This window comes from Rhizobium sp. RM, assembly GCF_013390595.1.
Classification (GTDB): domain Bacteria; phylum Pseudomonadota; class Alphaproteobacteria; order Rhizobiales; family Rhizobiaceae; genus Agrobacterium.
Map to the genome: position 1 here is coordinate 164,237 of NZ_JACAWV010000008.1, position 26,185 is coordinate 190,421.

Below are 26,185 nucleotides of genomic sequence, written 5' to 3' on the forward strand. Positions count from 1 at the left end.
TCATTTTGGGACGATATCAATGCGTGTCGTGAACAAGGGCTCAAACGCATGTCATCCCGCAAATTGACGAAAATCGTTCTCGGCTTGTCCGTGGTTCTCTCTGGATCGGCGCACTCGGTTTTTGGCCAGGATGACATGCTGCGTGTTTCCATGAACCATGCGCGCGTCTTGCGGCTTGATCGTCCGGTCAGCAAGGTCATTGTCGGCAATTCCAAGGTTGCCGACGCAACAGTGGCTGACGCAACCACGATCGTTCTGACTGGCCGAAGCTTTGGCACGACCAATCTTGTTCTGCTTGATGCGGACGGCAACCCTATCGTGGACGAGCGCATTCTCGTATCCATCGATGAGGGAAATACAGTGCGCGTTTTCCGTCAGACGGAGCGGACGGTTTTGTCCTGCACGCCGAACTGTGAACAGCACACGGAAAATGCAGGCGCTGATGCGGCTCAGCCCTGAGCGGCACTCATAACTCCCATCATCGCATGGTTCTTTCTATCGGCGCGCCGTGCGGCAGCTCGGGCCGTTAGGTCCGTTCTCTGTTTCGTAGTTTTCTGGAGGTTGAGGCGAGCCCTGTAAGGCACGCTTTGACCAAAGACCGAGGCCACCTCGTGTGAGGTGTCCTTCAGGTTTTTTCGGCTGCTTTGGAAAGCTAAGTAGTTGATCTGGCTAAGATCAAAAATGGAATGGTGCCCAGAAGAGGACTCGAACCTCCACACCCTTGCGAGTACCAGCACCTGAAGCTGGCGCGTCTACCAATTCCGCCATCTGGGCGACGGAGAGCGATGTACGAGGGCAGCCGCTCGGTGTCAACAGACTTTTTGAACTTTTATGACGATCATTGATTTTAAAGGGAAAAAACTTTCTTTTGGTTGTTGAAAGATGATTCCCGGATCAGGTGTCGAGTCCCTCGTGCCTGCTTCGGTCCACATGACCGAGGTCTCTTTCCGGATCGATGACATCCCGGATTCGCTGTTTCAGCTCTTTTGGGCCCGGAAAACCGCCGTCGCGCTTACGTTCCCAGATCAAGTTTCCATCAACGGTGATTTCGAATCGCCCCCCGGTCGACGGAATGAGGCTCACTTCCCCCACCTCGGCGGAAAATGTCTGAAGAATTTCCTGGGCCATCCATCCCGCGCGCAAAAGCCAGTTGCATTGGGTACAATAGGCAATTGCGATGCGCGGCTTGATTTCACTCATGTCAAACTCCCTCACGTGGAATCACGAAAATATTAACTGTTACACTCATGTTTTTACTGCCGTGATCTTTCTCCCGAAACATCTTTTTTGCAAACAGGGAGATATCGAAGGCTTAAACACGGAGATGACATGGCCCAGTTCGACAGCAGCAAGGAACGTCTGTTCGTTCCCGCAGTAGCGCCGCTTTATAATTCCACCCACGATGTCGTGGAAACGATCCTGCGCGTTGCAGCCGGGGTTTTGCTCGTCACCCATGGCTTCGGCAAGATCATGAACCCCTTCGGTGCTGTCGGCATGGTGGAAAGCCTCGGATTCTACCCCGGCGTGTTCTGGTCACCGCTCTTGGCCGCAACGGAATTCTTCGGCGGCATTCTTGTGGCAATCGGATTGTTCACGCGTCCGGCATCCTTTGCCGCGATGATTGTGTTGCTGGTGACGGTCTACTTCCACGGCATCGTTAAGGCCGAGGGGCTGGGTGGTGCGGAGAAGTCGATCCTCTGGGCCGCCATCTTCCTTTTCTTTGCCGTACGTGGCGGAAACCGGCATTCGCTTGACGCAAAAATGCGCAAGGAATTCTAGAAGCTTTCAGATTGATGGAGATGGCGTAGACCAGCTCTTGAAAATGCAGCTTTGTTATGATGAGGCTGGCTTCGACGGGCAATCCCGATCGAAGCCAGCTTTTTTATTTTCTTGAAGAGACACTATGCGCGTTGCGATCATCGAAAACATGGCGGGAACGCCGCACGGTCAAATTGGCGTAGCCCTGAGCGAGGCAGATGCGGAGTTGGATATCATCCGCGCCTACGCCGGAGAGCAGCTTCCTGTCGATGCCAGCAGCCACGATGCGCTTGTTGTCCTCGGTGGCGAACAAAGCGCTCTCGACGATGAAAGCCATCCTTACCTCGCCGATCTGGCGCAGTTGATGAAAACCTTTGGAGACGCCGACAAGGCCGTTATAGGCGTGTGCCTGGGAAGCCAGCTATTGGCGCGTGCTTACAGCGGGACAAACATCCTCAACGGCACGCTTGAGTTCGGTTGGGAAGAGATTGCCTTGACGGACGAGGGGCGCTCCGATCCGCTGATGGCCGCTGTGGATACGTCCTTCCCGATTTTTCAATGGCACCGTGACACCTACACCCTGCCGGAAGGCGCAGTTCTTCTGGCGAGCAACCCTGCCACGAAGAACCAGGCGTTTCGCATCGGTCGGGCTGCCTATGGCACACAGTTCCATTTCGAGGCGGCAACGGGTGTGGTGGACGAATGGTGCACCGGATTTTCCGGCTCGATCGAAAAAATGTCGCCGGGCTGGCTGGGCGACTATCAAGATCATCGCAAGGAGAGCGGCCAGGCCGCCGATGCGGCCGGGCTTGCGATTGCTCGTGCCTGGGTTCAGCTTGTCTGAACCAGGCCGCTGGCTATTAAAAAACCGCACGACAGGATCGTGCGGTTTTTTGTTTTTCCGAAGTTAGTTGGCGTTTTTGGGGGAGCCGACGGAAACCTCTTCTGTTCGTCCCGAGAAGAAGTTCGCAAGCAAGGCACCGGAAATGTTGTGCCAGACGCTGAAAATGGCGCTTGGTACAGCCGCGACAGGGGAGAAATAGGTGTTTGCCAATGCAGCGCCGAGGCCGCTGTTCTGCATGCCTACTTCAATGGCGATAGCCTTGCGTTTTGCAAGCGACAGGCCAAATGCCTTGGCTGCGAAGAAGCCGAGCATGTAACCCAGGCCATTATGCAGCACCACAATAACGAAGATCAGCAGTCCCGACTGAGCAATAGCACCTTTGCTCGCGCCAACGACGGCAGCAACGATCAGGACGATACCGATAACGCTGACCAGCGGAAGAGCGGGTACGGCGTTGCGGACAATGCCGGGCGCAAGCTTTTGCAGGGCGAAACCCAGCGCTAGCGGTACAAGCACGACCTTGACGATGCTGACGAACATTGCTGCGGCATCAACAGGCAGATACTGGCTGGCGAAAAGCCAGACAAGGAACGGCGTAACGACCGGTGCGGCCAGCGTCGTCACGCTGGTGCAGGCGACGGAAAGTGCGACATCGCCCTTGCTGAGGTAGGTCATGACGTTGGACGACGTACCGCCCGGGCAGCAGCCGACCAGAATGACACCGGCAGCAACTTCCGGAGACATCGGAATGATCTTCGTCAGCGCGACAGCCAGCAGCGGCATGATGAGGAACTGCGACAGAACGCCGATGCCGACATCAAATGGCCGCTTCACCACCTCGCGGAAATCGTCGACCGATATCGTCAGTCCCATGCCGAACATGATGATGGCAAGAAGCGTCACGATCCACGGCGCGATCTGCTTAAACGTGTCCGGGAACACGTAACCGAGTGCGGCGAACAAAATGACCCATATGGCAAATGTCTTGCCAACGAAATTTGAAAAGGTTGCGATTGCCTTCAATTGTGCCTCCCTGTCCAGACGCATATCGAACGGCGGAGAGGTTTCGGATATCGCGCCCGGAAATAAAAACGTCGGGCGGTTGCCCGTTAGACTGTTTCAATACTCTCCAGCATGGTTTGGCGGTTTATCCTTCGTCCCCGGTCTGTCAAGGCGAATGCAGGGCCAAACCGTTCCGCTGGCGAGGGATAGGCGCGGCCACTACCAGAATTAAGGGGGGCTTTGGCCGGCGCCGCGTAAAGATAAGATTCAGTCTTTTTTGATAATCTTCCGTTAGCAATTGTATTTTCGAGGTCTCCGGGGGGCGTGAAAGCGTGTCCTGATTGTTTTGCGTACGGGTTCCTATGCGTCCATCGGCTGTGTCAGTACTTTTCTTCGGCTGCCTTGTGCTTGGCGGCTGCACGTCCAGTTCCGGACCGGAAAGCCTGATGGCGGGGCTTCCTTCGAAAGAAACAACAAGTTCGGTTACGCCGTCATCGCCGGTGCCGCAGGCCAATGTCGGCTCGGACCCGATCAGAGCGCAACCGCGCCAGGAAGTTCTGGCCTGGGGAGGGCCGGTGCCGGATGCGCCCAAGGCATTCTCGGCGATAACCCCGCAGGCAACATTGCCGCAGGCCGCCCCTGAAATTCGTCTTCCAGTCGCGCCGCACGCCGAAATGATGCGCCCGGCCGAGCGTCCGGTGCAGATGGCCATGGCCGTCGCCCCGGCGGCAGGAGCCGGCGCACAGATCCGATCGCGCATTTTCCGCTCTGGCTTCAGTGATGCCAAGCCGATCAACTTCGGCAAGGTGCAGCCGCGTCATTATCAGGTTCATGGCGTTGATGTGTCGCGCTGGCAGGGTGAGATTGACTGGGAGCGTTTGAGAACGCGTGGCGCGAACTTCGCCTTCATCAAGGCAACGGATGGCGGCGATCACCTCGATCCAATGTTCAGGACGAACTGGGCGCGTGCGAAAGCTGCCGGTGTTCGCCGTGGCGCCTATCACTTCTTCTACTGGTGCCGTCCAGCAAGCCATCAGGCCGAATGGTTCATTCGCAATGTGCCACGTGATCCTGATGCGCTGCCGCCGGTCATCGACGTCGAATATAATGGTGAATCTGCCTGCAAGATGCGTCTGCCGCGCGCCAAGGTGCTGGAAAAGATGCAGGTCTTCATGGACATGCTCGAGCGCCATTACGGCCAGCGCCCGATCATCTATACGGCCCCGGATTTCTATAAGGATCACCTCTCCGGTGAATTCCTGAATTATCCCTTCTGGCTGCGCGCGGTTGCCCAGCACCCATCCAAGGTCTATCCGGATCGCAAGTGGCTGTTCTGGCAATATTCCGGTTCCGGTCTGTCGCACGGCGTTGAAGGCAAGATCGACCTCAACGTCTTCAACGGCAGCGAGGAGGCGTGGCATCGCTGGGTTCGCAGCGCAGGCTGAGGACCGACCCGCCGCTCAACGGGAAAATTTTCTGGCACCAGCAACGCAGCACACGACGGCAAGCGTAACGGCAATCATGGCACTGCTCACGCTTTCCCCGAGCAGCGTTGCGGCCAGGATCAGGCCGAAAAAGGGCTGCAGCAGTTGCAACTGTCCCACGGCGGCAATGCCGCCAAGCGCCAGCCCGCGATACCAGAATATGAAGCCGATCAGCATGCTGAAGAGCGAGACATAAGCCAGCCCGCCCCAGGCTTGCGCTCCGATGCCGGTGAGCGACTGAGGCATGGTCAGGATCGACAGGGTGGCCATGACGGGTAGCGACAGCACCAGCGCCCAGGAAATGACCTGCCAGCCGCCAAGCGTGCGGGAGAGGGCGGCACCCTCCGCGTAACCAAGCCCGCAGACAAGAATTGCCGCCAGCATCAGCAGGTCGCCATAGAGCGATGAATCGGACCCGATTGCCAGGGAGTTCGACAGCGAAAATCCTGCCACCAGCGCGCTCCCCACGCAGGAAAACAGCCAGAATGCCGGGCGCGGGCGTTCGCCGCCGCGCAGAACCGCAAAGATAGCCGTTGCCAGCGGTAGAAGTCCGACGAATACGATGGAATGCGCCGCCGTGACGTGACGCAATGCAAGAGCCGTAAGCAGCGGAAATCCAACCACGACGCCAAGGGACACGACTGCAAGCGAGAGCATATTGCTGCGCGACGGGCGCTTTTCCCGAAACAATAAAAGAAGCATGAGCGCCAGAATGCCGGCAATGCTGGCGCGGACGACCGTCAGAAACACCGGATCGAAATCCATGATGGCCAATCGGGTCGCCGGCAGTGAGCCGCTGAAAATAACCACACCGATAAAACCGCTTAGCCAACCGCTCGTTACTCTGTTCATCTGTCGTCTCCTGTCCGTCGTTTTTCCTTGCTCTGGAATGAGCGGAAGATACAGTGACGGTCGTATACAGTTTGATGAAACTGTTATGGTTATTGGGGCAATACAGATGGAACAGAATGCAGGCAAAGCGGCTAATTCAGGTACGCTGATCGATGCGGTCATGGCCAATATCCGGCAGCGCATTGCGGCGAGAAATCTTGTACCCGGCGCCAAACTGCCGTCCGTCAGGGCTCTGGCAAAATCCATGCAGGTTTCAACCTCCACCGTTATCGAGGCATATGATCGTCTGGTTGCCGATGGCACCCTTCGCTCGCGACCTGGCTCCGGATTTTATGTGGCAGGTGCGCTCGCACCCCTTTCTCTTGCCGCGATTGAGCCGCGTCCGGACAGGGCCGTCGACCCTCTTTGGGTCTCCAGGCAGGCGCTTGATGATACTCCCGGTTTTGCCAAGCCCGGTTGCGGCTGGCTGCCACCGTCCTGGTTACCGCAGGCCGCGTTGAGGCGAGCCGCCAGGGGAATTGCGCGCGCCGATGCCGCAATGTTGACGGACTATGCCAGCCCTATGGGGCTGGCGCCCTTGCGCCAGCTTCTGTCGCGCAGGCTTGAAAATCATGGCGTTCAGGCCGGTGCGCACCATATCATTCTGACGGAGTCCGGAACACAGGCGATCGATCTTCTCTGCCGCTTTTTGCTTCAGCCCGGTGATACGGTCATTGTTGATGACCCTTGCTATTTCAATTTTCATGCTTTGCTGAAAGCGCACCGTGTTAAAACCGTTTCGGTCCCCTACACCCCTTCGGGACCGGATCTCGTGTTGTTCGAACAGGCCCTGCTGGAACATCAGCCACGCCTCTACATAACCAATTCTGCAGTTCATAATCCAACCGGCGCCTCGCTTTCACCGGTTACGGCGCACCGGGTTCTCCTGTTGGCAGAGAGAGCCGGGTTGACGATTATCGAAGACGATATTTTCGCGGATTTTGAAACACAGCCGTCACCTCGCCTTGCTGCGTTTGATGGGCTGAACCGTGTTGTCCAGATCGGCAGTTTCTCGAAAACACTGTCTGCCTCGGTTCGATGCGGGTTTATCGCCGCTCCAGAAGTATGGGTGGAGCCATTGATCGATCTCAAGATCGCCACGTCGTTTGGCGGCGGGCATTTTTCCGAGGCGCTGGTTCTCTCGCTTTTGAAGGATGGTAGTTATCGCAAGCATGTGGAAGCGCTTCGGCAACGTCTCGCCGTAACGATGGCCGAAGTGACAACCAGTCTCAAAGCATTGGGCTGCACGCCCTGGATCGAACCAAATGCGGGAATGTTCTTGTGGTGTCGGCTGCCGGACGGCATCGATGCTGCAGAGCTGGCAAAACGGGCTTTGACTCAACAGGTGGTGCTGGCACCCGGCAATGTCTTCAGCTCGTCTGAAAACGCTGCCGGTTTTATGCGTTTCAACGTGGCGCAGATGTCCGATCCGAAGACCATGCCGGTGCTTCAGCAGGCATTACAGGGTTAACGGACTGCCGATTTTTCTACCTCTTGCGAGTGCAGGGAAACGAAATGGAACAAAATCTTGTGAACGCCGTTTCCTTCTCAGAGTGAAGAGGAGGAAATGCCATGACTTTTGATCCCGGCAACCCACGTCCGGAGCGTGATCTTCGCCCGGAAGTGAATATTACCAATGAACCACGCGCCCGTTCGTCTTGGACGCCGTGGTTGGCTGTTATCGTTGTTGTGCTTGTGGGTATTTTCGCCTGGTCGCAGATGAGCGGCCCGACGACTGACCCATCGACCACATCTTCGACAACACCGCCAGCCGTCAGCGATCAGGCACCTGCGCCGGCTCCGATGACCCCGACAACGCCTGCCACGCCGCCGGCAAACAATGCTGCGCCGACGACGCCAGGCACGGGTGGCACACAGACCCAGCCTTAACAGGCGGGACGTCATGAGAGCAGCCGCTCGCCCTATGGGCGGGCGGTTGTTTTTTATAACGTATCCATGGCTGCAGGATTGTGTGACAGCATCGCCCAATGGCTGATCGATTGTTTTGCCAGTTCAGCAAGCGTAATGCGTTCGAAACGCGTCAAGAGGATTGATTGGGCTTCGCTCATGGCGTCTGATAGCGCCTCATTGACAGCCTGCTCGATAACGCAGTTGGGATTGTCGCCAGCAAGGCCAATTGAAAAAAGCTCCGGTTTTCCAAGTGCGCGGTAGATATCGAGCAACGTGATTTCGGCCAGCGGGCGGGCGAGAACCCAACCTCCACCGTGGCCTTTTTCAGATGTGACGTAACCCTCATCGCGCAATCCCGCCATCGTTCTGCGTATGACGACAGGGTTGGTCTGCAACATTGTGGCAATCGCCTCCGATGTCGCAGGTCGCTCATGTTTCTCCATATGGATCAGAATATGCAGCACCCGTGAAAGGCGCGTGTCGTGTCTCATGGTCGCATCCGTTGTTTTGTTGGACCCTACCAACCGATTGGTGACGTAACAATATAAGTTGCATGATTGTTGACACGGAATTTCAAGTAACAATATAAGTTACGAAAGCGGGACTTGTCTTCCTGCTCGTTGAAGATCAACAAACAACAGGTGTTACCCATGAAATTCGATGCCATCATCATTGGCGGCAGCTATGCCGGGTTGTCGGCCGCCTTGCAGCTTGGCCGCGCCCGACGAAACATTCTCGTGGTGGATGCGGGCGAAAGGCGAAATCGCTTTGCTAGCCACTCGCACGGATTTCTCGGGCAGGATGGCAAGACGCCAGGAGAGATCATTGCCGAAGCAAGGCGTCAGATCGAGACATACCCGACAATACAATGGGCAAGCGGTCGGGTGACGGATGCAGACGGTTCGTTCGATGACTTCAGGGTGGAGATTGATGGCGAACGCCGCGAGACTGCATCCCGTCTCATCCTCTCAATGGGTGTTACGGATGAGCTGCCAGAAATTCCGGGCTTGAAGGAACGTTGGGGCCAGACAATTTTTCATTGCCCTTACTGCCATGGTTATGAACTCGACAGGGGTCGGATCGGTGTGATTGCGGCGTCTTCGCTTGCCATGCACCACGCGTTGATGTTGCCGGACTGGGGGGAGACGACGCTGTTTACCAATGGTGTTTTCACGCCCGACATGGACCAGCGGGCTCATCTTGCCAGCAGGGGAACCGCGCTGGACGAAACCAGGATTGCCGAAATTGCAGGTGCTGCGGATATCCTGCTTGCAGACGGCCGGCGCATCGTCATGGACGGGCTTTTCACACAGCCGATCATGCGTATTAGCGCGCGTTGGATCGCCAAACTCGGTTGTGCCCTTGAGGATGGACCCATGGGCGCATCGATTGCAACGGATGCCATGAAGCAGACCACAGCGCCGGGCATCTTTGCCTGCGGAGACATTGCCCGCGCGGCGAGTTCTGTTGCGCTTTCCGTTGGCGATGGCGCAATGGCCGGTGCATCCACCCACCGTTCCCTGATGTTCCCGAATGTGTGACGACGGTTCAGTGTGAGGTAAGGCTCAGCCAGCGACCCGGCGTGATGCCAAAAGCGCTTTTGAAGTGACGGGTGAAATGGGCCTGGTCTGCGAAACCGCATGAAAATGCCGTTTCCGCCAGGCCAGCCCCCGTCGCCATGATCGTTTTGCTCTTCTCCAGTCGCCGCATGATGAGATAGCGGTGCGGGCTTGTCGAAAACAGCGCCCGGAACTGGCGCGACAGCGTGAAGCGATCCAGACCGCTGATTGTCTCAAGGTCTTCGGAACTGACGATACGATGGCTGTTTTCGAAGAGATAATCGCGGCAGCGCAACATCGCTGCATGATCAACCCGTTTGCTTCTTTTGACCTTTGCGTCAGCGTGTTTCCAGAGGTGGTCTGCGAGGCGAGACTGCCAATCGCTAAGCTGCAGGTCAGTCGGTTCGAGATCGAGATTGCCCAGTGCGTCGACAAGGCAGTGACGGAAATCCTCATCCTCGATGACCGGGCTTCTTGCAAAGGGAAGGGCGCGATAGTCGTCACAAGCCGCGATCATCCATTCCGGCGGCAGATACAGCATCCGGTAGTGCAGACCTTCCTCTGTGCCGGCAGCGCCATCATGAATCTCGTCCGGATGCAGGACAATGATGTTGCCGGGTGCACTGAAGCGCGACGCCCCACGATAGGAAAAGGTTTGAATACCGGAAATCGTCACACCCAGCGCGTAGGTGTCGTGACGATGCGGAGAGTATGCGTTGCCATGGAACCGGGCATCGATGCGCTCGATCCCTTCGCTGGTCGGCGCACGAACAATGCCCTCGAAACTGCACGAACGTTCAAGATCGGCATCGTCTTGCGGTTCTAGGATCGGTTCTCTTTGATAACCGCAACCGGATTGAATTCGCATGTTTGACACCAAGATCGCCATTGTCCTTCGAGATGACCTTGCCGCGTGGCAAAAACTGAATGTTACCGCATTTCTGATGTCTGGAATTGTCGCCCAGACGCCCGAGGTCATCGGTGAACCATATCGCGATGGCGCGGGCAACGTCTATAATCCCTTGTCCGTACAGCCTGTCGTGGTCACCGCAGCGGATCAGGAAACGCTGCGAAAAATCCACGGCCGTTCGCTTGAGCGTGAGGTCACGACCTCGCTCTATATCGAGGAAATGTTTTCCACCGGCCACGACGCAGCCAATCGGCAAGTATTTTCGGAGTTCTCTCCGGATACCGCCAAGGTGGTTGGCTTAGCGGTACGTGCGGATAAAAAGATCGTCGACAAGATTACGAAGGGTGCAAAGTTGCACGCGTGAGACCGAACCCAGCGGAAACGATAAGGGGAGGCTACAAGCCTCCCCGAATGACGTTCCGATGAGAGCTTCCGCTCTTATTCGTCGTTCATCTTCAGTGCGGCGATAAAGGCTTCCTGCGGAATTTCGACCTTGCCGAACTGGCGCATGCGCTTCTTGCCTTCCTTCTGCTTGTCCAGAAGTTTGCGCTTGCGGGTGGCGTCGCCGCCGTAGCACTTGGCCGTCACGTCCTTGCGCAGCGCGCGAACGGTTTCACGCGCAATTACCTTACCGCCGATGGCGGCCTGGATCGGGATCTGGAACATGTGCGGCGGGATCAGCTCTTTCAGCTTCTCGCACATGCCGCGTCCGCGACGGTCGGCAGCCGAGCGGTGAACGAGCATGGAAAGGGCATCGACCGGATCGCCGTTGACGAGGATCGACATCTTGACGAGATCGCCCGGACGGTAATCCATGATGTTGTAATCGAAGGAGGCATAACCCTTCGAGATGGATTTCAGGCGGTCGTAGAAGTCGAACACCACTTCGTTGAGCGGCAGTTCATAGGTCAGCATCGCACGGGTGCCGACATAGGTCAGCTCCGTCTGAATGCCACGACGGTCCTGACACAGCTTCAGAATGCCACCGAGATAGTCATCTGGTGTCAGGATGGTCGCCTTGATCCACGGCTCGCGGATTTCATCGATCTTCACTACATCCGGCATATCCGCCGGGTTGTGAAGTTCCTTCTCGCTGCCGTCCGTCAGGCTCATCTGGTAGACGACCGACGGTGCTGTTGCGACGAGATCGAGGTTGAACTCGCGCTCGAGACGTTCCTGAATGATTTCCAGATGCAGAAGCCCCAGGAAACCGCAGCGGAAACCGAAGCCGAGGGCTGCCGAGCTTTCCATTTCGAACGAGAACGACGCATCGTTGAGACGCAGCTTGCCCACGGCCGAACGCAGATCTTCGAAATCCGCAGCGTCAACCGGGAACAGGCCGCAGAAAACAACCGGCTGTGCGGGCTTGAAGCCTGGCAGAGCCTTTTCCGTCGGGCGACGGTCGTCGGTGATGGTGTCACCAACGCGCGTATCGGCGACCTCCTTGATCGATGCGGTGATGAAGCCAATCTCGCCAGGGCCGAGTGAATCGACATTCACCATCTTCGGTGTCAGCACGCCAACGCGCTCGACGCTGTATTTTGCGCCCGTACCCATCATGCGAATCTGCTGGCCCTTGGCCAGTACGCCGTCGATGACGCGCACCAGAACCATAACGCCGAGATAGGTGTCGTACCAGCTATCTACCAGCAGCGCCTTGAGCGGGCCTTTTTCGCCTTCCGCGCTTTTCGGCGCAGGCAATTTCTGGACGATGGCTTCCAGGACATCGGGAATGCCAAGACCGGTCTTGGCGGAGATGAGCACCGCATCGGAGGCGTCGATGCCGATGACTTCCTCGATCTGCTCCTTGATGCGGTCCGGTTCGGCCGCAGGCAGGTCGATCTTGTTGAGGACTGTCACCAGCTCATGATTGTTGTCGATGGCCTGATATACGTTGGCCAGGGTCTGCGCTTCCACACCCTGGCTGGCGTCGACGACGAGCAGCGAACCTTCACAGGCCGACAGCGAGCGCGAGACTTCATAGGCGAAGTCGACGTGACCGGGGGTGTCAATGAGGTTCAGCACATAGGTTTCGCCGTCGTTCGCCTTGTAGTGCAGGCGCACGGTCTGGGCCTTGATGGTAATGCCGCGCTCGCGCTCGATATCCATCGAGTCGAGAACCTGTTCCGACATATCACGTTCGGCAAGGCCGCCCGTCGACTGGATCAACCGGTCGGCCAGCGTCGATTTGCCGTGATCGATGTGGGCAACGATCGAGAAGTTGCGGATATGGTCCAGGGGCGTGCGGGTCGAATTTGTGCTCATGTTCCGCGCTATAGCAGGGGCTTGTGATGCCGCAAAGCGGGAATTTGGTTAAAAGCCTTTTAAAATGGGCTTTTCATCCCTGGAATTGCTCTGGCCAGTCGCGGCGGGTGGCGACCTGCCCCTCGGTTCGGAGTTTTGCCACTGTGGCAAGGTCGATATCGACCACGAGCAATGAACTTTCCATCACCGTATCGCTCTCGCTTTCCGCCACGATGCCTGACGGCGGCATACCGTAATCCGAGGGCACATAAAGCGCCGCACGACCGCGATTTTCATCGACGGCCGGCGACCAGGGTGCTTCTCCTGCTGTAGGGGAGGAGAGTACGGCATACTGGTTTTCCAGCGCCCGCGCTTGAGCGCCAATACGCACCCGGTAAGCCCCCGCCAGCGTATCGGTGCAACTCGGCGCCAGCACAAGTTCCACACCGAGTTCGGCCAGCTTGCGGCCTAGCATCGGGAACTCGTTGTCGTAGCAGATCAGGATGCCAAGCTTACCGAGCGCCGTGTCAAAAGCCTTGAGCCCATCGGTACCAGCATGGATGTTCCATTGCTCGCGCTCGAAGCGCGTCATGATCTGCTTGTCCTGATATCCGATCAGGCCATCTGGTCCGAACAGCCAGGCGCGGTTGCGGAATTTTCCATCGTTGTCCTTGATCGGAGCGCTGCCCGGTTGAAAGAGAATCTGATGTTGCCGGGCCAGTTCCTCGCAAAGCTCGACCCATGAAGGGATCAGCGGCTGTATCTCCTCGATGGAGCGGTGCAGATCCGAGCGTGCCTCAGGCGGCAACTGTCCGGTCAGCGTCATCGCGGAATATTCCGGCAGAAGCAGAAGTTCAGCTCCCTTGTCCTTGGCCTCCCGCACAATTGCCGAAAGATGCGCGGCATAGGCGTCCCATGTCTCAATCAGTTCAATGGCATACTGGCTGGCGGCAAGTCTGGTCATGGAGCAATTCTCTTCATCCAGAAGGACAGCGGTTTTGAACTTTTGCTCGTCTCGTCCAGGTCCTGCCAGGTAAATGTGGTGTGCAGTTCGGGGTGATGGCGATAACCGCGCTTTTCCCAGAAAGCGTTGAGCGGCACATAATCTGCAGGCCGGCGTGGATGGTTGTCCGGGCGCTCGACAGCACAGAACGTGCACCATTCGATACCACCAAGCCGTTTTGCGTGGCCTTCCCGCTCTTCGAAGAAACGCACGCCGGCACCCTGGCCACGATACGTGTCCAGAAGCACGCTTTCGCCAAAATAGAAAATGCGCTCGGGATCGTATCCGGCGGCAATGAAGGGAGCCTTGACCTCTTCGGTTTCGACAGCCATGGGCATGCCTGTGGACATGCCCACCACCTTGTCGCCGTCCAGTGCCAGCACGAAAACGGCACCGTCGGCCTGCGCGTAGGTCGCCAGATATTCGCGTTCGTGTTCCAGCGTCCCGTCGTAAAGATAGGGGAAGGCGCGGAACACTGTAATGCGCAGATGCGCAAGGTCATCAAAATAGGGAACGGCATCAATGCCGGAAAGAGACTTGATTTCGACGGTCATGGGCATTTTCACTTTCGTTTCCGGTGGTTATACCGTCATGGAAAACCTGCGCAAGCATTGAACGGAGAAGATGATGACCGCTAGTGAGACCATTCGCGCCTACTACGATGCCTTCAACCGTCAGGACATGGAGGCGTTTCTGGCGCTGCTCACTGACGATGTCGTGCATGATATCAATCAGGGTGAGCGACAGGCGGGCAAGGCAGCCTTTGCCTCCTTCATGGATCACATGAACCGTTGCTACAAGGAAACCCTCACAGACATGGTCATCATGGCTGCAGAGGACGGCAAGCGCGCGTCGGCCGAATTCGTTGTGAACGGCGAATACCTTGTAACGGATGAAGGCTTGCCGGAAGCCAACGGCCAAAAATACGTCCTGCCAGCCGGAGCCTTCTTCGAACTGAAGGATGGAAAAGTGGCCCGTGTCACCAACTACTACAACCTGAATGACTGGATTGCTCAGGTCGGGGCCTGAGCCATTTTCTATTATGATGGATGTTGACTCCATTATGTGAGAGTGCAATTCTCACATAATGGAAAACGAAGACGACATCCTTGAACGGTCTATCGGTGAGCGCATCAAATTGCTGCGCTCGCGGAACAGCCTGACGCTGGACCAGCTTGCTTCTGCATCCGGCGTCAGCCGCGCGATGATTTCGCGTATAGAACGCGGTGAGGCGAGCCCGACCGCCTCACTCCTTGCCCGCATCTGTTCGGCGCTTGGACTGTCCCTTTCCGGCTTTTTCGCTGAAGACGAAGACGTGGTGTCCCCTCTGGTGCGACGGTGTGAACAGCCGCTCTGGAAAGACCCTGAAACGGGGTATGTCCGCCGCGCGATTTCGCCGCCGCGCGTCGGCTCGGACGTCGACATTGTCGAGGTCGAGTTTCCGGCCGGTGCGCGTGTCAGCTTTCCGCCGCACGCGGCAAGCCGCGGCATGACGCAATATGTCTGGGTGTTCGAGGGCACGTTGGAGATGACGACGGGCGGAGAGACCCACCGCCTGGAGCCCGGTGACTGCCTTTTCATGCCTGTTGGCGAGGGACACATATTTCATAATTCATCCAGCATCGCCGCACGTTATGCAGTGGTGCTGGATCGCAAATCCCGCTGATTTTTTGGGAGTTTTTATGGTCAGCATTCGTGTTTTGAACGCGCGGGAAACGATCGCCGCGTTGCCCGATCTGTGTGAAGTTCTTTCGGACTGTGTGAATGGCGGGGCATCCGTCGGCTTCATGCTGCCATTTGCACCGGTGGATGCGGAACCCTTCTGGCGTTCTGTGGCGGATGCCGTCGCCAATGGCGACACGATTCATGTGGTGGCGGAAGTCGAAGGCAAGGTGGTTGGAACGGTCCAGATCGGGCTCGCATCGAAGCCGAACCAGCCCCATCGCGGCGATCTGATGAAATTGCTCGTACATCGCTCTGCGCGTGGGCTTGGCCTGTCGCGCCAGCTCATGGAGGCCGTGGAAAAAGAGGCAGCCGATCTTGGTCGCAGCCTTCTTGTTCTCGATACCGCCACCGGCAGCGATGCCGAAGCGATTTATCCTCGCTTCGGCTGGGAGCGCGTTGGGGTTATTCCCGATTACGCGCTGTTTCCAGACGGCAGCTACTGCGGCACAACCCTTTTTTACAAGCGGATCGGTTCAATCACTGACCCGGCTTCAGTGTCCGGTTGAATGCTGCCACGATCATTGTTTCCAGCTCTGCGTGAAGATCCTTGCGATCACGCGAGCCGGCCGGTTCGCAGATAGGGTCGCGTTCACCGACAGATTTCAGGAACGCTGCCGCGCCCGGCTTGCACACGGGCAGGAAGCTGAAATGATCGGCCTCGTCGACCTGTTCATAGACGGAGCCGGGCACCCTGGCTGCGAGCTCATCGGCAAGCACGGCAGGTGGAATCTTCCCCTTGCTGCCGAGATTGATGAAGGTCAGCGGAATGTCGATCTTTTCAAGGCTTTCCGGTTGGAACGCCAGTGCCAGACCAGGATCGACAAGCACGGCCGAACGAATGCGAGGGTCGCGGTTCTGCTGTTCGAAACGGGTTTTATCGATGCTGCCGAGATCGAGCTTAGGGACATCGATCTGCTCTTCATTCTTGTAGCCACGCCCGCCCGCAAACCATTGGCAATCCATGGAGGTGGCAAAGGTGTCGCAATAGTTGATGTAGGATTGGAGATCGGCGCGCGCGCCGGCGATTTCCATTGCTGCGCTGCCGCCGAGCGAAAAGCCGAGGACGCCGACCTTGTCGGCATCGATGGTACCGGTCCAATCCTTGCTGGATGTCAGTGCTGTTACGAGTGTCGAAAGATCATCAGTCCGTTCCCAGATTCTTGGGGTTTCGGCCGGGGTGGAATCGCCGCTGGTGGTGCCGGGATGGTTCGTGCCCGCCACGATGAAGCCTTCGCTTGCAAGTCTGGCTGCAATCCATGCCATGCCCTCCGCACGCGAGCCGGAGCCGTGAGAGATCAATACCAGAGGGAACTGTCCTATTTTGATTTCGGCACCTTCCAGAACCGATGCGCCTTCAAAAATGCGATTGTCGCCGGACATCGTCTGCGTGCCGTTCTTGCCTGTCGTTGGGTACCAGACGGTGACTGCCAGATCCGTTGCCCGCGCTTTCGACGGCACGGATATGGTTTTCAGCCCAACCGCATCGGCGGCAAAAGCCGGACCGCAAAAAAGAGAACCGGCGAAAACGGCCGCAAGAATGTTTTTCGGTGTCATGAGAGCCTCTCTGTTTGACAAAGTAATGCTCCCGTTTTCTCTTTTGCGCGGATAAATGCGTCCTCGATCGTGTTCAAGGTCGTCCTCAAACGCGATCTGGTTCAAGAAGGATGTTATGGTCGTTTGCGGATGTTGCTGTGCTTTTCATTCCTTTACCCTTCGTTGTTGCGCTCCTTCTTGTCCTGATTTTCATTTCCTTCCTGCGAAGCAGGAGCGAACTGAAAGCCAACAGGGCGTTCCTCGCCTTGATTGCGTTTTGTGCTCTGCAGTCAGTTCTGGTCGGATTGCGTTGGGGATACGGCGTTGAGCAGGTTCGTTACATTCTGCCGGTTCTGGCGGCCTGCCTGCCACCTTTGACCTATTCTGCTTTTCACGGGCTGATCGGTCTGAGCGGCACCAGTCGGAACATCCTGTGGGGCGGCCTCCTGTTGTCGCCTTTGGTCGTGATCGCGCTGCTTTTCGTTTTTCCTGTCATGATCGACTTCGCGCTGATTGTGATCTTTGTTGGTTACGCGGTGGCCTTGCTGCTTCTGGCGCGACAGGGTCCGGATGGATTGGATGAGGCACAGTTTGCAAGTGCCACTTCGGCGCATAGGGCTCTGGTGATTGCGGCCGTCGCCCTGTGCCTGTCCGCGACCTTCGATCTTCTGGTCTTCCTTGATTTCGAATGGACGCGTGGGGAAAATGCGGCCGCGCTGGTCAGCAATGCCAATCTTCTCGGTTTGTTGCTGATCGGTCTGATGGCCCTTGTCGCAGGACAAAGCAAAGCGCCTCAGCTTGCCTCTGAGCCGACGCTCGAAGCGCCGATCCATTCCACTCCATCAGAAGAGGACAGGGAGGTTCTCGAGAAGCTCGACAATCTCATGCAGGGGCAAAAATTTTATCGCGATGAAAATCTCAACCTGTCGCGACTGTCCCGCCGGTTGGGCCTGTCTGCCAGACAGATTTCCGGCGCCATCAACCGTTCCCTTGGCATCAACGTATCGCAATATGTCAATCAGCTTCGTATCCGGGAAGCCTGCCGTCAGCTCGAAGAAACCGATCAATCGGTCACGGCGATCATGTTGTCTTCGGGGTTTCAGACGAAATCCAACTTCAACCGCGAATTTCGCCGGATAACCGGCATGAGCCCGGTTGCCTGGCGCGAGCGCGAACTGTGGAAACTCGTATCGCCCAACAAAAACGGTCATCCGGAGCCAGCCGGATGACCGTTTGATCAGGCAGAAGATGCGTGATTACAGCGTGCCGTTGCGCTGCTGGATCATCATGTAGGTGTCGTAAGTGTATTCAGCGATCTGCGCCCAGAGGTAAGCGTCCTTCTTGAAAGCCTGCTGGCTTTCATAGATTTTCTTGAAGCTTTCGTTCTTGGCAGAGATTTCGGCGTAGGTTTCCTGTGCAGCCTTGTGGCAAACGTCGAGGATTTCCTGGCTGAACGGACGCAGGATGGCGCCCTGCGCGACCAGTTCCTTCAATGCCTTCGGGTTGTGCGCGTCATAGCGCTCCAGCATGGAAGCGCTGCCCGCTGCGCAGGCGTCCTTGAGGATACGCTTGTAGTTTTCCGGCAGTTCGTTGAACTTCTGCAGGTTCACGAAGGCGTGGACAGCCGGGCCACCTTCCCACCATGCCGGGTAGTAGTAATACTTCGCCACCTTGTAGAAGCCGAGCTTCTGATCGTCATAGGGGCCGACGAATTCGGTGGCATCGATCGTGCCTTTTTCGAGCGCCGCATAAACGTCACCGCCGGCGATCTGCTGCGGGGTGACACCGACCTTCTGCATGACCTGGCCGGTCAGGCCGGCGATACGCATCTTCAGGCCCTTGAGGTCGTCGATAGTATTGATTTCCTTGCGGAACCAGCCACCCATCTGCGCTCCGGTGTTGCCGAGCAGAATGGAGTAGATGTTGTGCTGAGCGAGGAACTCGTTGAGCAGTTCGTTGCCACCTGCCTGGTTGAACCAGGCGTTGGTCTGGCGCGCGTTCAGACCGAAAGGAACGGACGTTCCGAGAGCAAAGGTCGGGTCCTTGCCGACGTAATAGTAGGCGCAGGTGTGCGCCATTTCGACGGTTCCGGCCGTTACGGCATCGGCTGCCTGAAGCGCGGGTACGATTTCACCGCCGGCAAAGTGCTGAATGACGAAGTTGCCACCGGAAGCTTCCTTGACGTGGTCAGCGACGGTCTGGCCAGCGCCGAAAAGAATGTCGAGCCCCTTGGTGAAAGAGGACGTCATGCGCCAGGTGATCTTGGGGTTTTCCTGCGCAATAGCCGGAGCGGCGAGAGCAGTTGCGGTGACACCAGCGCCAACTGCGCCTGCCTTGCGGATAAATGATCTGCGATCCATGTCGATAAGCCTTGTACGTCTGTCAATTACAGGCGAACCGCACGGTACGCCTCCCAAGGGCTACTAATCATTTATCCTTGATGCCATCAAGAGGATATTTCTGAAAATTGCGCCCGGCTTGCTTCACGCGTGAAGATTGTTGCGACGATACTATCGCCAGGCGTCTATTATCGTCAGGAACGTGCTTTTTTCAGGGCGGGATCGTCCAGCGCCGGATTATAAAACAGCGAAAGCGTGAGACTTCTGGCAATCCGTTGAGCGGTTTCCATAAACCACGCATGGGCCTCGCGACTGGGGGCGATATCGGTCAGAGTTGCGGAGAACAGATCGAGCCATTGCGGGAATAGCTCTGCCGTCATGTTTTCCACGCCAACATGGGCCTGAACCGGCTTGCCGCCATAACCGCCGTTCTTGAAGGCAACCGCGGACCAGAAGCGTTTCATCTTTCCCATGTGCTCCGGCCAGCGTCCGTCGAGGCGGGTGTTGAAAACCGGACCGAGTGTAGGATGCTGCAAAACGCGCGCGTAAAAGGTTTCCACCAGAAGGTCGATAAACTGGGCATCGACGCCGATTTTAGCCATGGCCTCTTCTGCCCGGTGCTGGATCTCCGCATTGTGTGCCGCTTTCGCGTCGAACCGTTCCTGCATCGCTTTCTCCTTTCAGTGGAATTTAGGGTGGATTTGAGCCATTCACAATGCGACCTTTCGCCATATTAGAATTATTCTAAAAATTCTTGATCTGGTGTATAGAGAGTTGTATTTAGAATTATTCTAAAAAGGCCATTCTCATGTTTCGCAGTCTGTTTTCACTTTCCAAACGCCCGTTCTCATCATTGAGCGAACAGGAAATCCTGGCGCTTGCGATATCCTCCGAGGAGGACGATTCCCGAATTTATCGGTCGTATGCCGACCATCTGCGCGGACAATATCCGCAGTCGGCCAAAGTGTTCGACGATATGGCCGATGTCGAACAGCGGCATCGCAATGTTCTGATCGATATGCACCGTGAGCGGTTTGGAGAAACGATCCCGCTGATCCGGCGTGAGCATGTCCGGGGTTTTTACGAAAGAGCACCGGATTGGCTGGTGAAGAACCTGTCTCTTGAGAAGGTCCGTGCTCAGGCCGAATTGATGGAGGCGCAGGCAATCCGCTTTTACGACGAGGCTTTGAAGCGCACGACTGATGCTGGAACGCGCAAGTTGCTCGGCGATCTGGCGGAAGCGGAGCGTGGTCATGAAGACATAGCGCGTATGCTCGAAGACCGGCATCTTGGCGATGATGAGCGTTCGGAAGAAGAACAGACCGCCAAACGTCAGTTCCTGCTGACCTATGTTCAGCCTGGCCTGGCCGGATTGATGGATGGTTCCGTCTCCACGCTCGCTCCGATCTTTGCGGCAGCCTTTGCGACGCAGGATACCTGGCAGACGTTTCTGATCGGCCTGTCAGCCTCTGTGGGTGCCGGCATTTCCATGGGCTTCACAGAAGCTGCGCATGATGATGGCAAGCTGTCGGGCCGTGGTTCTCCGTTCAAGCGCGGACTGGCATCCGGCATCATGACGGCGGTCGGTGGCCTCGGCCATGCCTTGCCTTACCTCATTCCGCATTTCTGGACGGCGACAGCCATCGCGGCCATCGTCGTTTTCGTTGAATTGTGGGCGATTGCCTTCATCCAGAACCGTTTCATGGAAACGCCGTTCCTGCGTGCCGTCTTCCAGGTCGTGCTGGGCGGCTCGCTTGTGCTGGCCGCAGGCATCATCATCGGCAACGGTTGATTGGCAAACCGTACAGCAACAAACAAAAAAGCCCGCAATGCTGCGGGCTTTTTCATCAGTGGTTGTGGTGATCAGCGCAGCGCGCCGACCAGAACGTCGCGACCGTCCTCGATGGAGATCCAGCGGCCCGTGTTGAACGACGCCTGACGCTTCAGATAGGTATAGTTGGTATCCGTCCAGAGCTTCACATCATCCGAAAGGTTGTCGAGAATGAAGTCTCCATCCGTCGTGCGAAGGGTAAGAACGGCGTGACCTTCTCCGTCCGGCTTGCGGACGACGGTGATCAACAGGTCCGAAACGGCAAACCCTTTTTCGATCAGCTTTTTGCGTTTCAAAAGCACGAAATCTTCGCAATCGCCTGCTGTGGTGGGGTATTCCCAGACTTCGTCCTTGCCGTAGATTTCCTGGTCGGTCATGGCCACGATTGTGGCGTTAACGGAGGTGTTGATTTCACGAACAACGCCCCAGCCATATTCCGTCACGCGCGGCGGCGGTGTGACCTTGCTGCGAATATTGCATTCGTCGGCGTATTTCTGACAGAATTCGTAATGGCCGATTGGCTGGGAAGTAATGCCACCCGTCACCATGGAAGGGCTTCCCTTGTTCTCCGCAGATGCGGAGGCAGCAGTCATAAACCCGGCGGCAACTGCAAACAGCAGCGCACGCGCCAGTCGTGCGTTCATCATGAAACCCGTCCCTAAATTCTTAACGAAAAGTTAAGAGGCTTCAGGGGCGGGAGTCAATCATTAGCAATCATTCAACAACGGGACTCGTGAATTATGGTTAAGATCGTTGCTGAAATGCCTATCATACAAGGCTTTTGACGGCGGCCAGCATCCTGTCGATATCCTGTGGACGTGACAGTCTATGGTCGCCATCGCGGATCAATGTCAGGACAACGTCGTCAGCCGGCAGGTGTTCAAGCAATTTCAGGGCATGCTGATAGGGGACGTCGGGGTCCTGCATGCCTTGCAGAATGTGCACCGCGCAGCCCGTGGTGATGATACCCTTGAGCACCCGATTGTCTCGACCGTCTTCAATCAGTGCGCGAGTGAAGATATTCGGCTCGGGGCTATATTCGGAATGTTCCTCGAAATAGCCCTTCTCCTCAAGCGAGGCCTTTTCCGCATCCGAAAGGCCGGGTTCGATCAACTCGGCGGTGAAATCGGGCGCAGGTGCAATCAGAACCATGCCTGCAACAGTGGGAGAGCCGCCAGCTTTGCGCAGTTCCTCGACCATGCGAAGTGCAATCCAGCCGCCCATCGACGAACCGATCACCACAACACGCTCGGGTGCGACATGACGAACGACGTCGAGCGCTTCTCCAAGCCAGCGGGAAATTGTGCCCTTATTGAAGTCGCCGCCGGATGCACCGTGGCCGGAATAATCCAGGCGAAGGCAGGCAATGCCGTTTTCTGCCGCAAAGCGATCCAGTTCGACCGCCTTGGTTCCCGACATGTCGGAACGATAGCCGCCGAGCCAGACAAGTGTCGGTGCTTGCGGGTTCGATGTCGCGGGACTATAGATAAACGCGATATCACGAGCATCGTCGCCGGTACCAATAGTGACGAATTCGGCAGTGTGTTCGGCCATGGAAATGTAATTCTCCTGATTTTGGTGCAACAACGGCGGCAGATTTGCAAAAACCGTGACAACAGGTGATCTTTTCGGGCAGATATGCTATTGACTTCGCCGCGGCAATAACGACATTTCCGCCGCTTGCAACTGAACAAGCTGTTTTTTGCTGACGTGATCCAGAAACAGATCAGGAGAATACGACCATTCGCAGACCTTTCAAAGCCGATGCCCCCGTCAAGGAGGGCCCGCGCTCCAACCGGGAAATTCGGGTTCCCAGAGTTCAGCTTATTGATGAAGAGGGCCAGAACCTCGGCGCGATGCCGACGGATCAGGCATTGAAACTGGCGGAGGAGGCCGGTCTCGATCTCGTTGAGATTTCGCCGAACGCTGAACCGCCGGTGTGCAAGATCCTCGATCTCGGTAAACTGAAGTACGCGACCCAGAAAAAGGCCGCTGAAGCGCGCAAGAAACAGAAGATCGTTGAGGTCAAGGAAATCAAGATGCGCCCCAACATCGACACCCATGACTATGAGGTGAAGATGAAGGCGATGAGTCGTTTCTTTGAAGACGGCGACAAGGTGAAGGTAACGCTGAAGTTCCGTGGCCGCGAAATGGCTCACCAGGAACTCGGCATGAAGCTTCTCCTGCAGGTCAAGGAAGATACCCAGGTCATCGCCAAGGTGGAAGCCGAGCCGAAGCTGGAAGGCCGTCAGATGATGATGGTGCTTGCGCCGAAGTAATACGGCATCCTTGCGGGGAAGTTTTTATTCCCCGTTGCGCTTTTCCATAACTGCGGTTATAAGCGCGCGTTCCGAACGGTCCGGCAGGGCATGCCGAGGCCGTTCTTAATGCTTGAAACCTGGCCTCGTCTGCCTGGTTCATACAAAAAATGGAGTAGCAAAATGCCCAAGATGAAGACGAAGTCCGCTGCCAAGAAGCGGTTCAAGATCACTGCAACCGGCAAGGTTGTTGCAGCTGCTGCCGGCAAGCGCCACGGCATGATCAAGCGTACCAACAAGTTCATTCGCGACGCGCGTGGAACCATGGTTCTCGCCGAAGCTGACGGCAAAAAGGTCGTCAAGAACTACCTGCCGAACGGTCTCTAAGACTTTTCCGCATTTTTGGACACTTTAAGGAGATCATGACATGGCACGCGTAAAACGTGGCGTAACTTCCCGCGCCAAGCACACCAAGACACTCAAGGCAGCCAAGGGCTTCTACGGCCGCCGCAAGAACACCATCCGCGCAGCAAAGGCTGCTGTGGATCGTTCCAAGCAGTACGCTTATCGCGACCGTAAGGTCAACAAGCGCAACTTCCGCGCTCTGTGGATCCAGCGTATCAACGCTGCTGTTCGCGAATTCGGCCTGACCTACGGCCGCTTCATCGACGGTCTGAACAAGGCTGGCATCGAAGTTGACCGCAAGGTTCTGTCCGACATGGCTATCCATGAGCCGGCAGCATTCGGCGCGCTCGTTGAAGCAGCGAAGAAGGCTCTTGAGTACCTCAAGGATGCTGGTACGACCAACGAGTTTGAATCCGCTGTAAAGTAATTACGGCGCGGACAATCTGTTGTTCATTTGAAACCCGCGCCGGTACACCGGCGCGGGTTTTCTATTTTTGGGTTGGGCGGGGCAGAAGACATGTTGGGTGCCGCAAGCGAGACGGAAAAGGCCGAAGGTTTTCATGTTCATCTGGGGGACGCAGATATTGCGGCCCTGATGCAGGCCCTCTTGCAGAGCAAGGGGCGTATTCAAAAGCTGCAACTGCCCAGCCTCACGGTCTGGATCAAGCGCCACGGCACGGAAAAACTGTCCGCGTGGATCAAGCTTCAGAGCTTTCTTGCCAAGCTGCTGCCTTACACCTTCATGCGTCCGTCGCCCCCTCTGGATGGTGCGGGTTTGATGCGCCGCGAGATCGAAACGATGCAGGTGTTCAGGGCCAAGGGTTTTCCGGTCCCCCCGATCATTTATTCCTCCAAGACCGCCGTTGTGCTTGGTGACGTAGGCCAGACGCTGGCTGAACGGATGGATGGACTGAAGGGCAGGGCTCCGCAGGACCATGACGCGTTGCTGGTCAAATCCGCCACGGCACTCGGGGAACTGCATGCCGCCGACCTCTGCCACGGTCGACCCCATGTTCGAGACTTCTTCCTTGAAAACGACCGTGTCGGTTTCATGGATTTCGAAGAGCGTCCACAGGATGTCATGCCGCTTCAGACGGCGCAGGCGCGTGATGTCTGGCTGCTCTTTTTGCAGGTCGCTACACGCGCCTGCAATTCTTCGGCAACCTGTGATGCGGCCTTTGCCGGCTGGTACAGAAACGCGCCCGCCGCCACCGTTGAGGAATTACGCCGTCTGGTCGACATTCTCGGGCGATTTTTACCCCTTGCCCGGTTGATTGGGCGCGTACGGATGGGTAGTGATCTGCGACGCTTTATCATGGCGACCGACTATCTGATGAATGCTGTGAAACCCGAAGCCGCCGGGAAAGCTCTCGGCGAGGCAGGAAAAAATGACTGAACTTGATACCTTGAAATCGCAATTGATGTCGGAGATCGCCGTTGCTGCAGATGAGGCGGCTATCGAGGCCGTGCGCGTATCCGCACTGGGCAAGAAGGGCTCGGTTTCGGAGCTTCTCAAGACGCTTGGCTCGATGACCCCGGAAGAGCGCCAGACACGCGGCGCTGCCATCAACCAGCTCAAGAACGAAATCACCGACCTGATCGGCGAACGCAAGAGCGCCCTGAAGGATGCCGCCATTGCCGCGCGTCTCGAGGCTGAAACGGTCGATGTCAGTCTTCCTGTTCGCCAGTCGCCTGCAGAACGCGGTCGCATTCATCCGATCAGCCAGATCGTCGATGAAATCACCGCCATTTTCGCCGATATGGGTTTCTCCATTGCCGAAGGCCCGGATATCGAGACGGACTATTACAACTTCACGGCACTGAACTTCCCTGAGGGACATCCGGCCCGCGAAATGCACGACACCTTCTTCTTCCAGCCGGATGGAAAGGGTGAGCGCAAGGTGCTGCGCACACACACCTCGCCGGTTCAGGTGCGCACCATGGAAAGCCAGAAGCCGCCGATCCGCATCGTCATTCCAGGCAAGACCTATCGCCAGGATTCGGACGCGACCCACTCGCCGATGTTCCATCAGGTTGAGGGCCTCGTGATCGACAAGAAGGCGCATGTCGGCAACCTTCGCTGGATTCTCGAAGAGTTCTGCAAGACCTTCTTTGAGGTGGACAGCGTCGTCATGCGTTTCCGCCCGTCCTTCTTCCCCTTCACGGAACCGTCCTTCGAAGTTGATATCCAGTGTGATCGCTCCGGTCCTATCGTCAAGTTCGGTGAAGGCAACGACTGGATGGAAATCCTTGGCTGCGGCATGGTGCATCCAAATGTTCTGCGCGCCGGTGGTTTGGACCCGGACGAGTACCAGGGTTTTGCCTGGGGCATGGGTCTCGACCGCATCGCCATGCTGAAATACGGCATGCCGGACCTGCGCGATTTCTTCAACGCCGATGTTCGCTGGATGAACCACTACGGCTTCCGCCCGCTCGATATGCCGACGCTGTTCGGCGGTCTGAGCGTTTAATCGGTCAAGTCGAGGAG

General features: G+C 56.8%; 30 protein-coding genes, 1 tRNA gene and 1 pseudogene. 18 read left to right on the plus strand and 14 right to left on the minus strand.

Features of this window, described 5'->3' with window-relative positions; translation table 11 throughout:
* Positions 1–48: 48 nt before the first annotated feature.
* Complete coding sequence (locus tag HWX89_RS09650; protein WP_138794273.1) at positions 49–459, plus strand: pilus assembly protein N-terminal domain-containing protein; 411 nt, start codon at positions 49–51, stop codon at positions 457–459.
* Positions 460–687: 228 nt separating this feature from the next.
* Here HWX89_RS09650 and HWX89_RS09655 read toward each other — a convergent pair.
* Positions 688–774, minus strand: a tRNA-Leu gene (locus HWX89_RS09655).
* Positions 775–894: 120 nt separating this feature from the next.
* Entirely contained in the window at positions 895–1,200 is a 306-nt protein-coding gene (locus HWX89_RS09660; RefSeq protein ID WP_138794274.1) for an Rdx family protein, read from the minus strand.
* A 129-nt stretch (positions 1,201–1,329) separates the two neighbouring features.
* On the opposite strand from HWX89_RS09660, the gene HWX89_RS09665 reads away from it, so the two are divergent.
* Positions 1,330–1,779, plus strand: a complete 450-nt coding sequence (locus HWX89_RS09665; protein ID WP_138794275.1) for a DoxX family protein — start codon at positions 1,330–1,332, stop codon at positions 1,777–1,779.
* Positions 1,780–1,903: 124 nt separating this feature from the next.
* Positions 1,904–2,602 (plus strand): type 1 glutamine amidotransferase, encoded by a 699-nt coding sequence (locus HWX89_RS09670; protein WP_138794276.1) that lies wholly within the window; start codon positions 1,904–1,906, stop codon positions 2,600–2,602.
* 63 nt (positions 2,603–2,665) lie between these two features.
* On the opposite strand, the gene HWX89_RS09675 is transcribed toward HWX89_RS09670, so the two are convergent.
* On the minus strand, positions 2,666–3,625 hold the full coding sequence (locus tag HWX89_RS09675) for a bile acid:sodium symporter family protein (RefSeq protein WP_138794277.1): 960 nt from the start codon (positions 3,623–3,625) through the stop codon (positions 2,666–2,668).
* Between the two features lie 341 nt (positions 3,626–3,966).
* Here HWX89_RS09675 and HWX89_RS09680 point away from each other — a divergent pair, with 341 nt between their 5' ends.
* Positions 3,967–5,049, plus strand: a complete 1,083-nt coding sequence (locus tag HWX89_RS09680; protein WP_138794278.1) for a glycoside hydrolase family 25 protein — start codon at positions 3,967–3,969, stop codon at positions 5,047–5,049.
* 15 nt (positions 5,050–5,064) lie between these two features.
* On the opposite strand, the gene HWX89_RS09685 is transcribed toward HWX89_RS09680, so the two are convergent.
* Positions 5,065–5,940 (minus strand): DMT family transporter, encoded by an 876-nt coding sequence (locus HWX89_RS09685; protein WP_138794279.1) that lies wholly within the window; start codon positions 5,938–5,940, stop codon positions 5,065–5,067.
* 106 nt (positions 5,941–6,046) lie between these two features.
* Here HWX89_RS09685 and HWX89_RS09690 point away from each other — a divergent pair, with 106 nt between their 5' ends.
* Together HWX89_RS09690 and HWX89_RS09695 are read left to right on the plus strand one after the other, a co-directional pair.
* The gene (locus HWX89_RS09690) at positions 6,047–7,450 is read left to right on the plus strand and encodes an aminotransferase-like domain-containing protein (protein ID WP_138794280.1); all 1,404 of its coding nucleotides are present in this window, start codon (positions 6,047–6,049) and stop codon (positions 7,448–7,450) included.
* Between the two features lie 101 nt (positions 7,451–7,551).
* A complete protein-coding gene (locus HWX89_RS09695; protein ID WP_138794281.1) occupies positions 7,552–7,869 on the plus strand; it encodes a hypothetical protein in 318 nt (105 codons plus the stop codon).
* Between the two features lie 53 nt (positions 7,870–7,922).
* Here HWX89_RS09695 and HWX89_RS09700 read toward each other — a convergent pair whose 3' ends face one another.
* Positions 7,923–8,381 (minus strand): Rrf2 family transcriptional regulator, encoded by a 459-nt coding sequence (locus tag HWX89_RS09700; protein ID WP_138794282.1) that lies wholly within the window; start codon positions 8,379–8,381, stop codon positions 7,923–7,925.
* 159 nt (positions 8,382–8,540) lie between these two features.
* Here HWX89_RS09700 and HWX89_RS09705 point away from each other — a divergent pair, with 159 nt between their 5' ends.
* Positions 8,541–9,431, plus strand: coding sequence for an NAD(P)/FAD-dependent oxidoreductase (locus HWX89_RS09705; protein WP_138794283.1), 891 nt, complete (start codon positions 8,541–8,543; stop codon positions 9,429–9,431).
* A gap of 7 nt (positions 9,432–9,438) precedes the next feature.
* On the opposite strand, the gene HWX89_RS09710 is transcribed toward HWX89_RS09705, so the two are convergent.
* Positions 9,439–10,317 (minus strand): AraC family transcriptional regulator, encoded by an 879-nt coding sequence (locus tag HWX89_RS09710; RefSeq protein WP_138794284.1) that lies wholly within the window; start codon positions 10,315–10,317, stop codon positions 9,439–9,441.
* On the opposite strand from HWX89_RS09710, the gene HWX89_RS09715 reads away from it, so the two are divergent.
* Positions 10,316–10,723 carry a DUF2000 family protein gene (locus tag HWX89_RS09715; protein WP_138794285.1) on the plus strand — a complete coding sequence of 136 codons (408 nt, stop codon included), beginning with the start codon at positions 10,316–10,318 and terminating at the stop codon, positions 10,721–10,723. The two genes, HWX89_RS09710 and HWX89_RS09715, sit on opposite strands and share 2 nt — an antisense overlap.
* Positions 10,724–10,797: 74 nt before the next feature.
* Here HWX89_RS09715 and lepA read toward each other — a convergent pair whose 3' ends face one another.
* The 3 genes from lepA to HWX89_RS09730 all read right to left on the minus strand — a co-directional run bounded on the left by lepA (position 10,798) and on the right by HWX89_RS09730 (position 14,160).
* A complete protein-coding gene (lepA, locus tag HWX89_RS09720) occupies positions 10,798–12,624 on the minus strand; it encodes a translation elongation factor 4 (protein ID WP_138794286.1) in 1,827 nt (608 codons plus the stop codon).
* Between the two features lie 73 nt (positions 12,625–12,697).
* A complete protein-coding gene (locus tag HWX89_RS09725) occupies positions 12,698–13,567 on the minus strand; it encodes a carbon-nitrogen hydrolase family protein (protein WP_138794287.1) in 870 nt (289 codons plus the stop codon).
* Positions 13,564–14,160, minus strand: a complete 597-nt coding sequence (locus tag HWX89_RS09730; RefSeq protein WP_178340690.1) for a GNAT family N-acetyltransferase — start codon at positions 14,158–14,160, stop codon at positions 13,564–13,566. Before HWX89_RS09730 ends, HWX89_RS09725 begins: the two co-directional genes overlap by 4 nt.
* Before the next feature lie 73 nt (positions 14,161–14,233).
* Between HWX89_RS09730 and HWX89_RS09735 the strand changes: the two genes are divergently transcribed.
* Genes HWX89_RS09735 through HWX89_RS09745 form a run of 3 tightly spaced genes read left to right on the plus strand, consistent with a single transcriptional unit; the run spans position 14,234 to position 15,837 of the window.
* On the plus strand, positions 14,234–14,635 hold the full coding sequence (locus tag HWX89_RS09735) for a ketosteroid isomerase-related protein (protein ID WP_138794289.1): 402 nt from the start codon (positions 14,234–14,236) through the stop codon (positions 14,633–14,635).
* Positions 14,636–14,693: 58 nt separating this feature from the next.
* A complete protein-coding gene (locus HWX89_RS09740; RefSeq protein WP_178340691.1) occupies positions 14,694–15,272 on the plus strand; it encodes a helix-turn-helix domain-containing protein in 579 nt (192 codons plus the stop codon).
* Positions 15,273–15,288: 16 nt separating this feature from the next.
* Complete coding sequence (locus tag HWX89_RS09745; protein WP_138794291.1) at positions 15,289–15,837, plus strand: GNAT family N-acetyltransferase; 549 nt, start codon at positions 15,289–15,291, stop codon at positions 15,835–15,837.
* Here HWX89_RS09745 and HWX89_RS09750 read toward each other — a convergent pair.
* Positions 15,809–16,885, minus strand: coding sequence for an alpha/beta hydrolase family protein (locus HWX89_RS09750; RefSeq protein ID WP_138794292.1), 1,077 nt, complete (start codon positions 16,883–16,885; stop codon positions 15,809–15,811). The genes HWX89_RS09745 and HWX89_RS09750 overlap by 29 nt on opposite strands.
* Before the next feature lie 137 nt (positions 16,886–17,022).
* Here HWX89_RS09750 and HWX89_RS09755 point away from each other — a divergent pair.
* Positions 17,023–18,157, plus strand: a pseudogene (locus tag HWX89_RS09755) (helix-turn-helix domain-containing protein).
* Here the strand turns inward: HWX89_RS09755 and HWX89_RS09760 are convergent.
* Positions 18,121–19,224, minus strand: coding sequence for a TRAP transporter substrate-binding protein (locus HWX89_RS09760; protein WP_138794293.1), 1,104 nt, complete (start codon positions 19,222–19,224; stop codon positions 18,121–18,123). The pseudogene HWX89_RS09755 and the gene HWX89_RS09760 overlap by 37 nt on opposite strands.
* A 173-nt stretch (positions 19,225–19,397) precedes the next feature.
* A complete protein-coding gene (locus HWX89_RS09765) occupies positions 19,398–19,871 on the minus strand; it encodes a group III truncated hemoglobin (protein ID WP_138794294.1) in 474 nt (157 codons plus the stop codon).
* Between the two features lie 140 nt (positions 19,872–20,011).
* On the opposite strand from HWX89_RS09765, the gene mbfA reads away from it, so the two are divergent.
* Entirely contained in the window at positions 20,012–20,995 is a 984-nt protein-coding gene (mbfA, locus tag HWX89_RS09770) for an iron exporter MbfA (RefSeq protein ID WP_138794295.1), read from the plus strand.
* Positions 20,996–21,066: 71 nt separating this feature from the next.
* Here mbfA and HWX89_RS09775 read toward each other — a convergent pair whose 3' ends face one another.
* Both HWX89_RS09775 and HWX89_RS09780 read right to left on the minus strand, forming a co-directional pair.
* On the minus strand, positions 21,067–21,681 hold the full coding sequence (locus HWX89_RS09775; protein ID WP_138794296.1) for a transglutaminase-like cysteine peptidase: 615 nt from the start codon (positions 21,679–21,681) through the stop codon (positions 21,067–21,069).
* Positions 21,682–21,802: 121 nt separating this feature from the next.
* Entirely contained in the window at positions 21,803–22,588 is a 786-nt protein-coding gene (locus tag HWX89_RS09780; protein WP_138794297.1) for an alpha/beta hydrolase, read from the minus strand.
* Between the two features lie 188 nt (positions 22,589–22,776).
* Between HWX89_RS09780 and infC the strand changes: the two genes are divergently transcribed.
* The 5 genes from infC (at position 22,777) to pheS (ending at position 26,168) form a co-directional block, all read left to right on the plus strand.
* Positions 22,777–23,313 (plus strand): translation initiation factor IF-3, encoded by a 537-nt coding sequence (gene infC / locus HWX89_RS09785; RefSeq protein ID WP_138794298.1) that lies wholly within the window; start codon positions 22,777–22,779, stop codon positions 23,311–23,313.
* A 162-nt stretch (positions 23,314–23,475) separates the two neighbouring features.
* Complete coding sequence (rpmI, locus tag HWX89_RS09790) at positions 23,476–23,679, plus strand: 50S ribosomal protein L35 (RefSeq protein WP_003493355.1); 204 nt, start codon at positions 23,476–23,478, stop codon at positions 23,677–23,679.
* Positions 23,680–23,719: 40 nt separating this feature from the next.
* A complete protein-coding gene (gene rplT / locus HWX89_RS09795) occupies positions 23,720–24,124 on the plus strand; it encodes a 50S ribosomal protein L20 (RefSeq protein WP_138794299.1) in 405 nt (134 codons plus the stop codon).
* A gap of 90 nt (positions 24,125–24,214) precedes the next feature.
* Positions 24,215–25,093, plus strand: a complete 879-nt coding sequence (locus tag HWX89_RS09800; RefSeq protein ID WP_138794300.1) for a phosphotransferase — start codon at positions 24,215–24,217, stop codon at positions 25,091–25,093.
* The gene (pheS, locus tag HWX89_RS09805; RefSeq protein WP_138794301.1) at positions 25,086–26,168 is read left to right on the plus strand and encodes a phenylalanine--tRNA ligase subunit alpha; all 1,083 of its coding nucleotides are present in this window, start codon (positions 25,086–25,088) and stop codon (positions 26,166–26,168) included. Before HWX89_RS09800 ends, pheS begins: the two co-directional genes overlap by 8 nt.
* Positions 26,169–26,185 lie beyond the last annotated feature (17 nt).

Coding starts and splice junctions, on each gene's coding strand:
- HWX89_RS09650 (WP_138794273.1), top strand. CDS start 49: ATGTCATCCCGCAAATTGACGAAAATCGTTCTCGGCTTGTCCGTGGTT.
- HWX89_RS09660 (WP_138794274.1), bottom strand. CDS start 1,200: ATGAGTGAAATCAAGCCGCGCATCGCAATTGCCTATTGTACCCAATGC.
- HWX89_RS09665 (WP_138794275.1), top strand. CDS start 1,330: ATGGCCCAGTTCGACAGCAGCAAGGAACGTCTGTTCGTTCCCGCAGTA.
- HWX89_RS09670 (WP_138794276.1), top strand. CDS start 1,904: ATGCGCGTTGCGATCATCGAAAACATGGCGGGAACGCCGCACGGTCAA.
- HWX89_RS09680 (WP_138794278.1), top strand. CDS start 3,967: ATGCGTCCATCGGCTGTGTCAGTACTTTTCTTCGGCTGCCTTGTGCTT.
- HWX89_RS09685 (WP_138794279.1), bottom strand. CDS start 5,940: ATGAACAGAGTAACGAGCGGTTGGCTAAGCGGTTTTATCGGTGTGGTT.
- HWX89_RS09690 (WP_138794280.1), top strand. CDS start 6,047: ATGGAACAGAATGCAGGCAAAGCGGCTAATTCAGGTACGCTGATCGAT.
- HWX89_RS09695 (WP_138794281.1), top strand. CDS start 7,552: ATGACTTTTGATCCCGGCAACCCACGTCCGGAGCGTGATCTTCGCCCG.
- HWX89_RS09700 (WP_138794282.1), bottom strand. CDS start 8,381: ATGAGACACGACACGCGCCTTTCACGGGTGCTGCATATTCTGATCCAT.
- HWX89_RS09705 (WP_138794283.1), top strand. CDS start 8,541: ATGAAATTCGATGCCATCATCATTGGCGGCAGCTATGCCGGGTTGTCG.
- HWX89_RS09715 (WP_138794285.1), top strand. CDS start 10,316: ATGTTTGACACCAAGATCGCCATTGTCCTTCGAGATGACCTTGCCGCG.
- HWX89_RS09710 (WP_138794284.1), bottom strand. CDS start 10,317: ATGCGAATTCAATCCGGTTGCGGTTATCAAAGAGAACCGATCCTAGAA.
- lepA (WP_138794286.1), bottom strand. CDS start 12,624: ATGAGCACAAATTCGACCCGCACGCCCCTGGACCATATCCGCAACTTC.
- HWX89_RS09725 (WP_138794287.1), bottom strand. CDS start 13,567: ATGACCAGACTTGCCGCCAGCCAGTATGCCATTGAACTGATTGAGACA.
- HWX89_RS09730 (WP_178340690.1), bottom strand. CDS start 14,160: ATGACCGTCGAAATCAAGTCTCTTTCCGGCATTGATGCCGTTCCCTAT.
- HWX89_RS09735 (WP_138794289.1), top strand. CDS start 14,234: ATGACCGCTAGTGAGACCATTCGCGCCTACTACGATGCCTTCAACCGT.
- HWX89_RS09740 (WP_178340691.1), top strand. CDS start 14,694: ATGGAAAACGAAGACGACATCCTTGAACGGTCTATCGGTGAGCGCATC.
- HWX89_RS09745 (WP_138794291.1), top strand. CDS start 15,289: ATGGTCAGCATTCGTGTTTTGAACGCGCGGGAAACGATCGCCGCGTTG.
- HWX89_RS09750 (WP_138794292.1), bottom strand. CDS start 16,885: ATGACACCGAAAAACATTCTTGCGGCCGTTTTCGCCGGTTCTCTTTTT.
- HWX89_RS09760 (WP_138794293.1), bottom strand. CDS start 19,224: ATGGATCGCAGATCATTTATCCGCAAGGCAGGCGCAGTTGGCGCTGGT.
- HWX89_RS09765 (WP_138794294.1), bottom strand. CDS start 19,871: ATGCAGGAACGGTTCGACGCGAAAGCGGCACACAATGCGGAGATCCAG.
- mbfA (WP_138794295.1), top strand. CDS start 20,012: ATGTTTCGCAGTCTGTTTTCACTTTCCAAACGCCCGTTCTCATCATTG.
- HWX89_RS09775 (WP_138794296.1), bottom strand. CDS start 21,681: ATGATGAACGCACGACTGGCGCGTGCGCTGCTGTTTGCAGTTGCCGCC.
- HWX89_RS09780 (WP_138794297.1), bottom strand. CDS start 22,588: ATGGCCGAACACACTGCCGAATTCGTCACTATTGGTACCGGCGACGAT.
- rpmI (WP_003493355.1), top strand. CDS start 23,476: ATGCCCAAGATGAAGACGAAGTCCGCTGCCAAGAAGCGGTTCAAGATC.
- rplT (WP_138794299.1), top strand. CDS start 23,720: ATGGCACGCGTAAAACGTGGCGTAACTTCCCGCGCCAAGCACACCAAG.
- HWX89_RS09800 (WP_138794300.1), top strand. CDS start 24,215: ATGTTGGGTGCCGCAAGCGAGACGGAAAAGGCCGAAGGTTTTCATGTT.
- pheS (WP_138794301.1), top strand. CDS start 25,086: ATGACTGAACTTGATACCTTGAAATCGCAATTGATGTCGGAGATCGCC.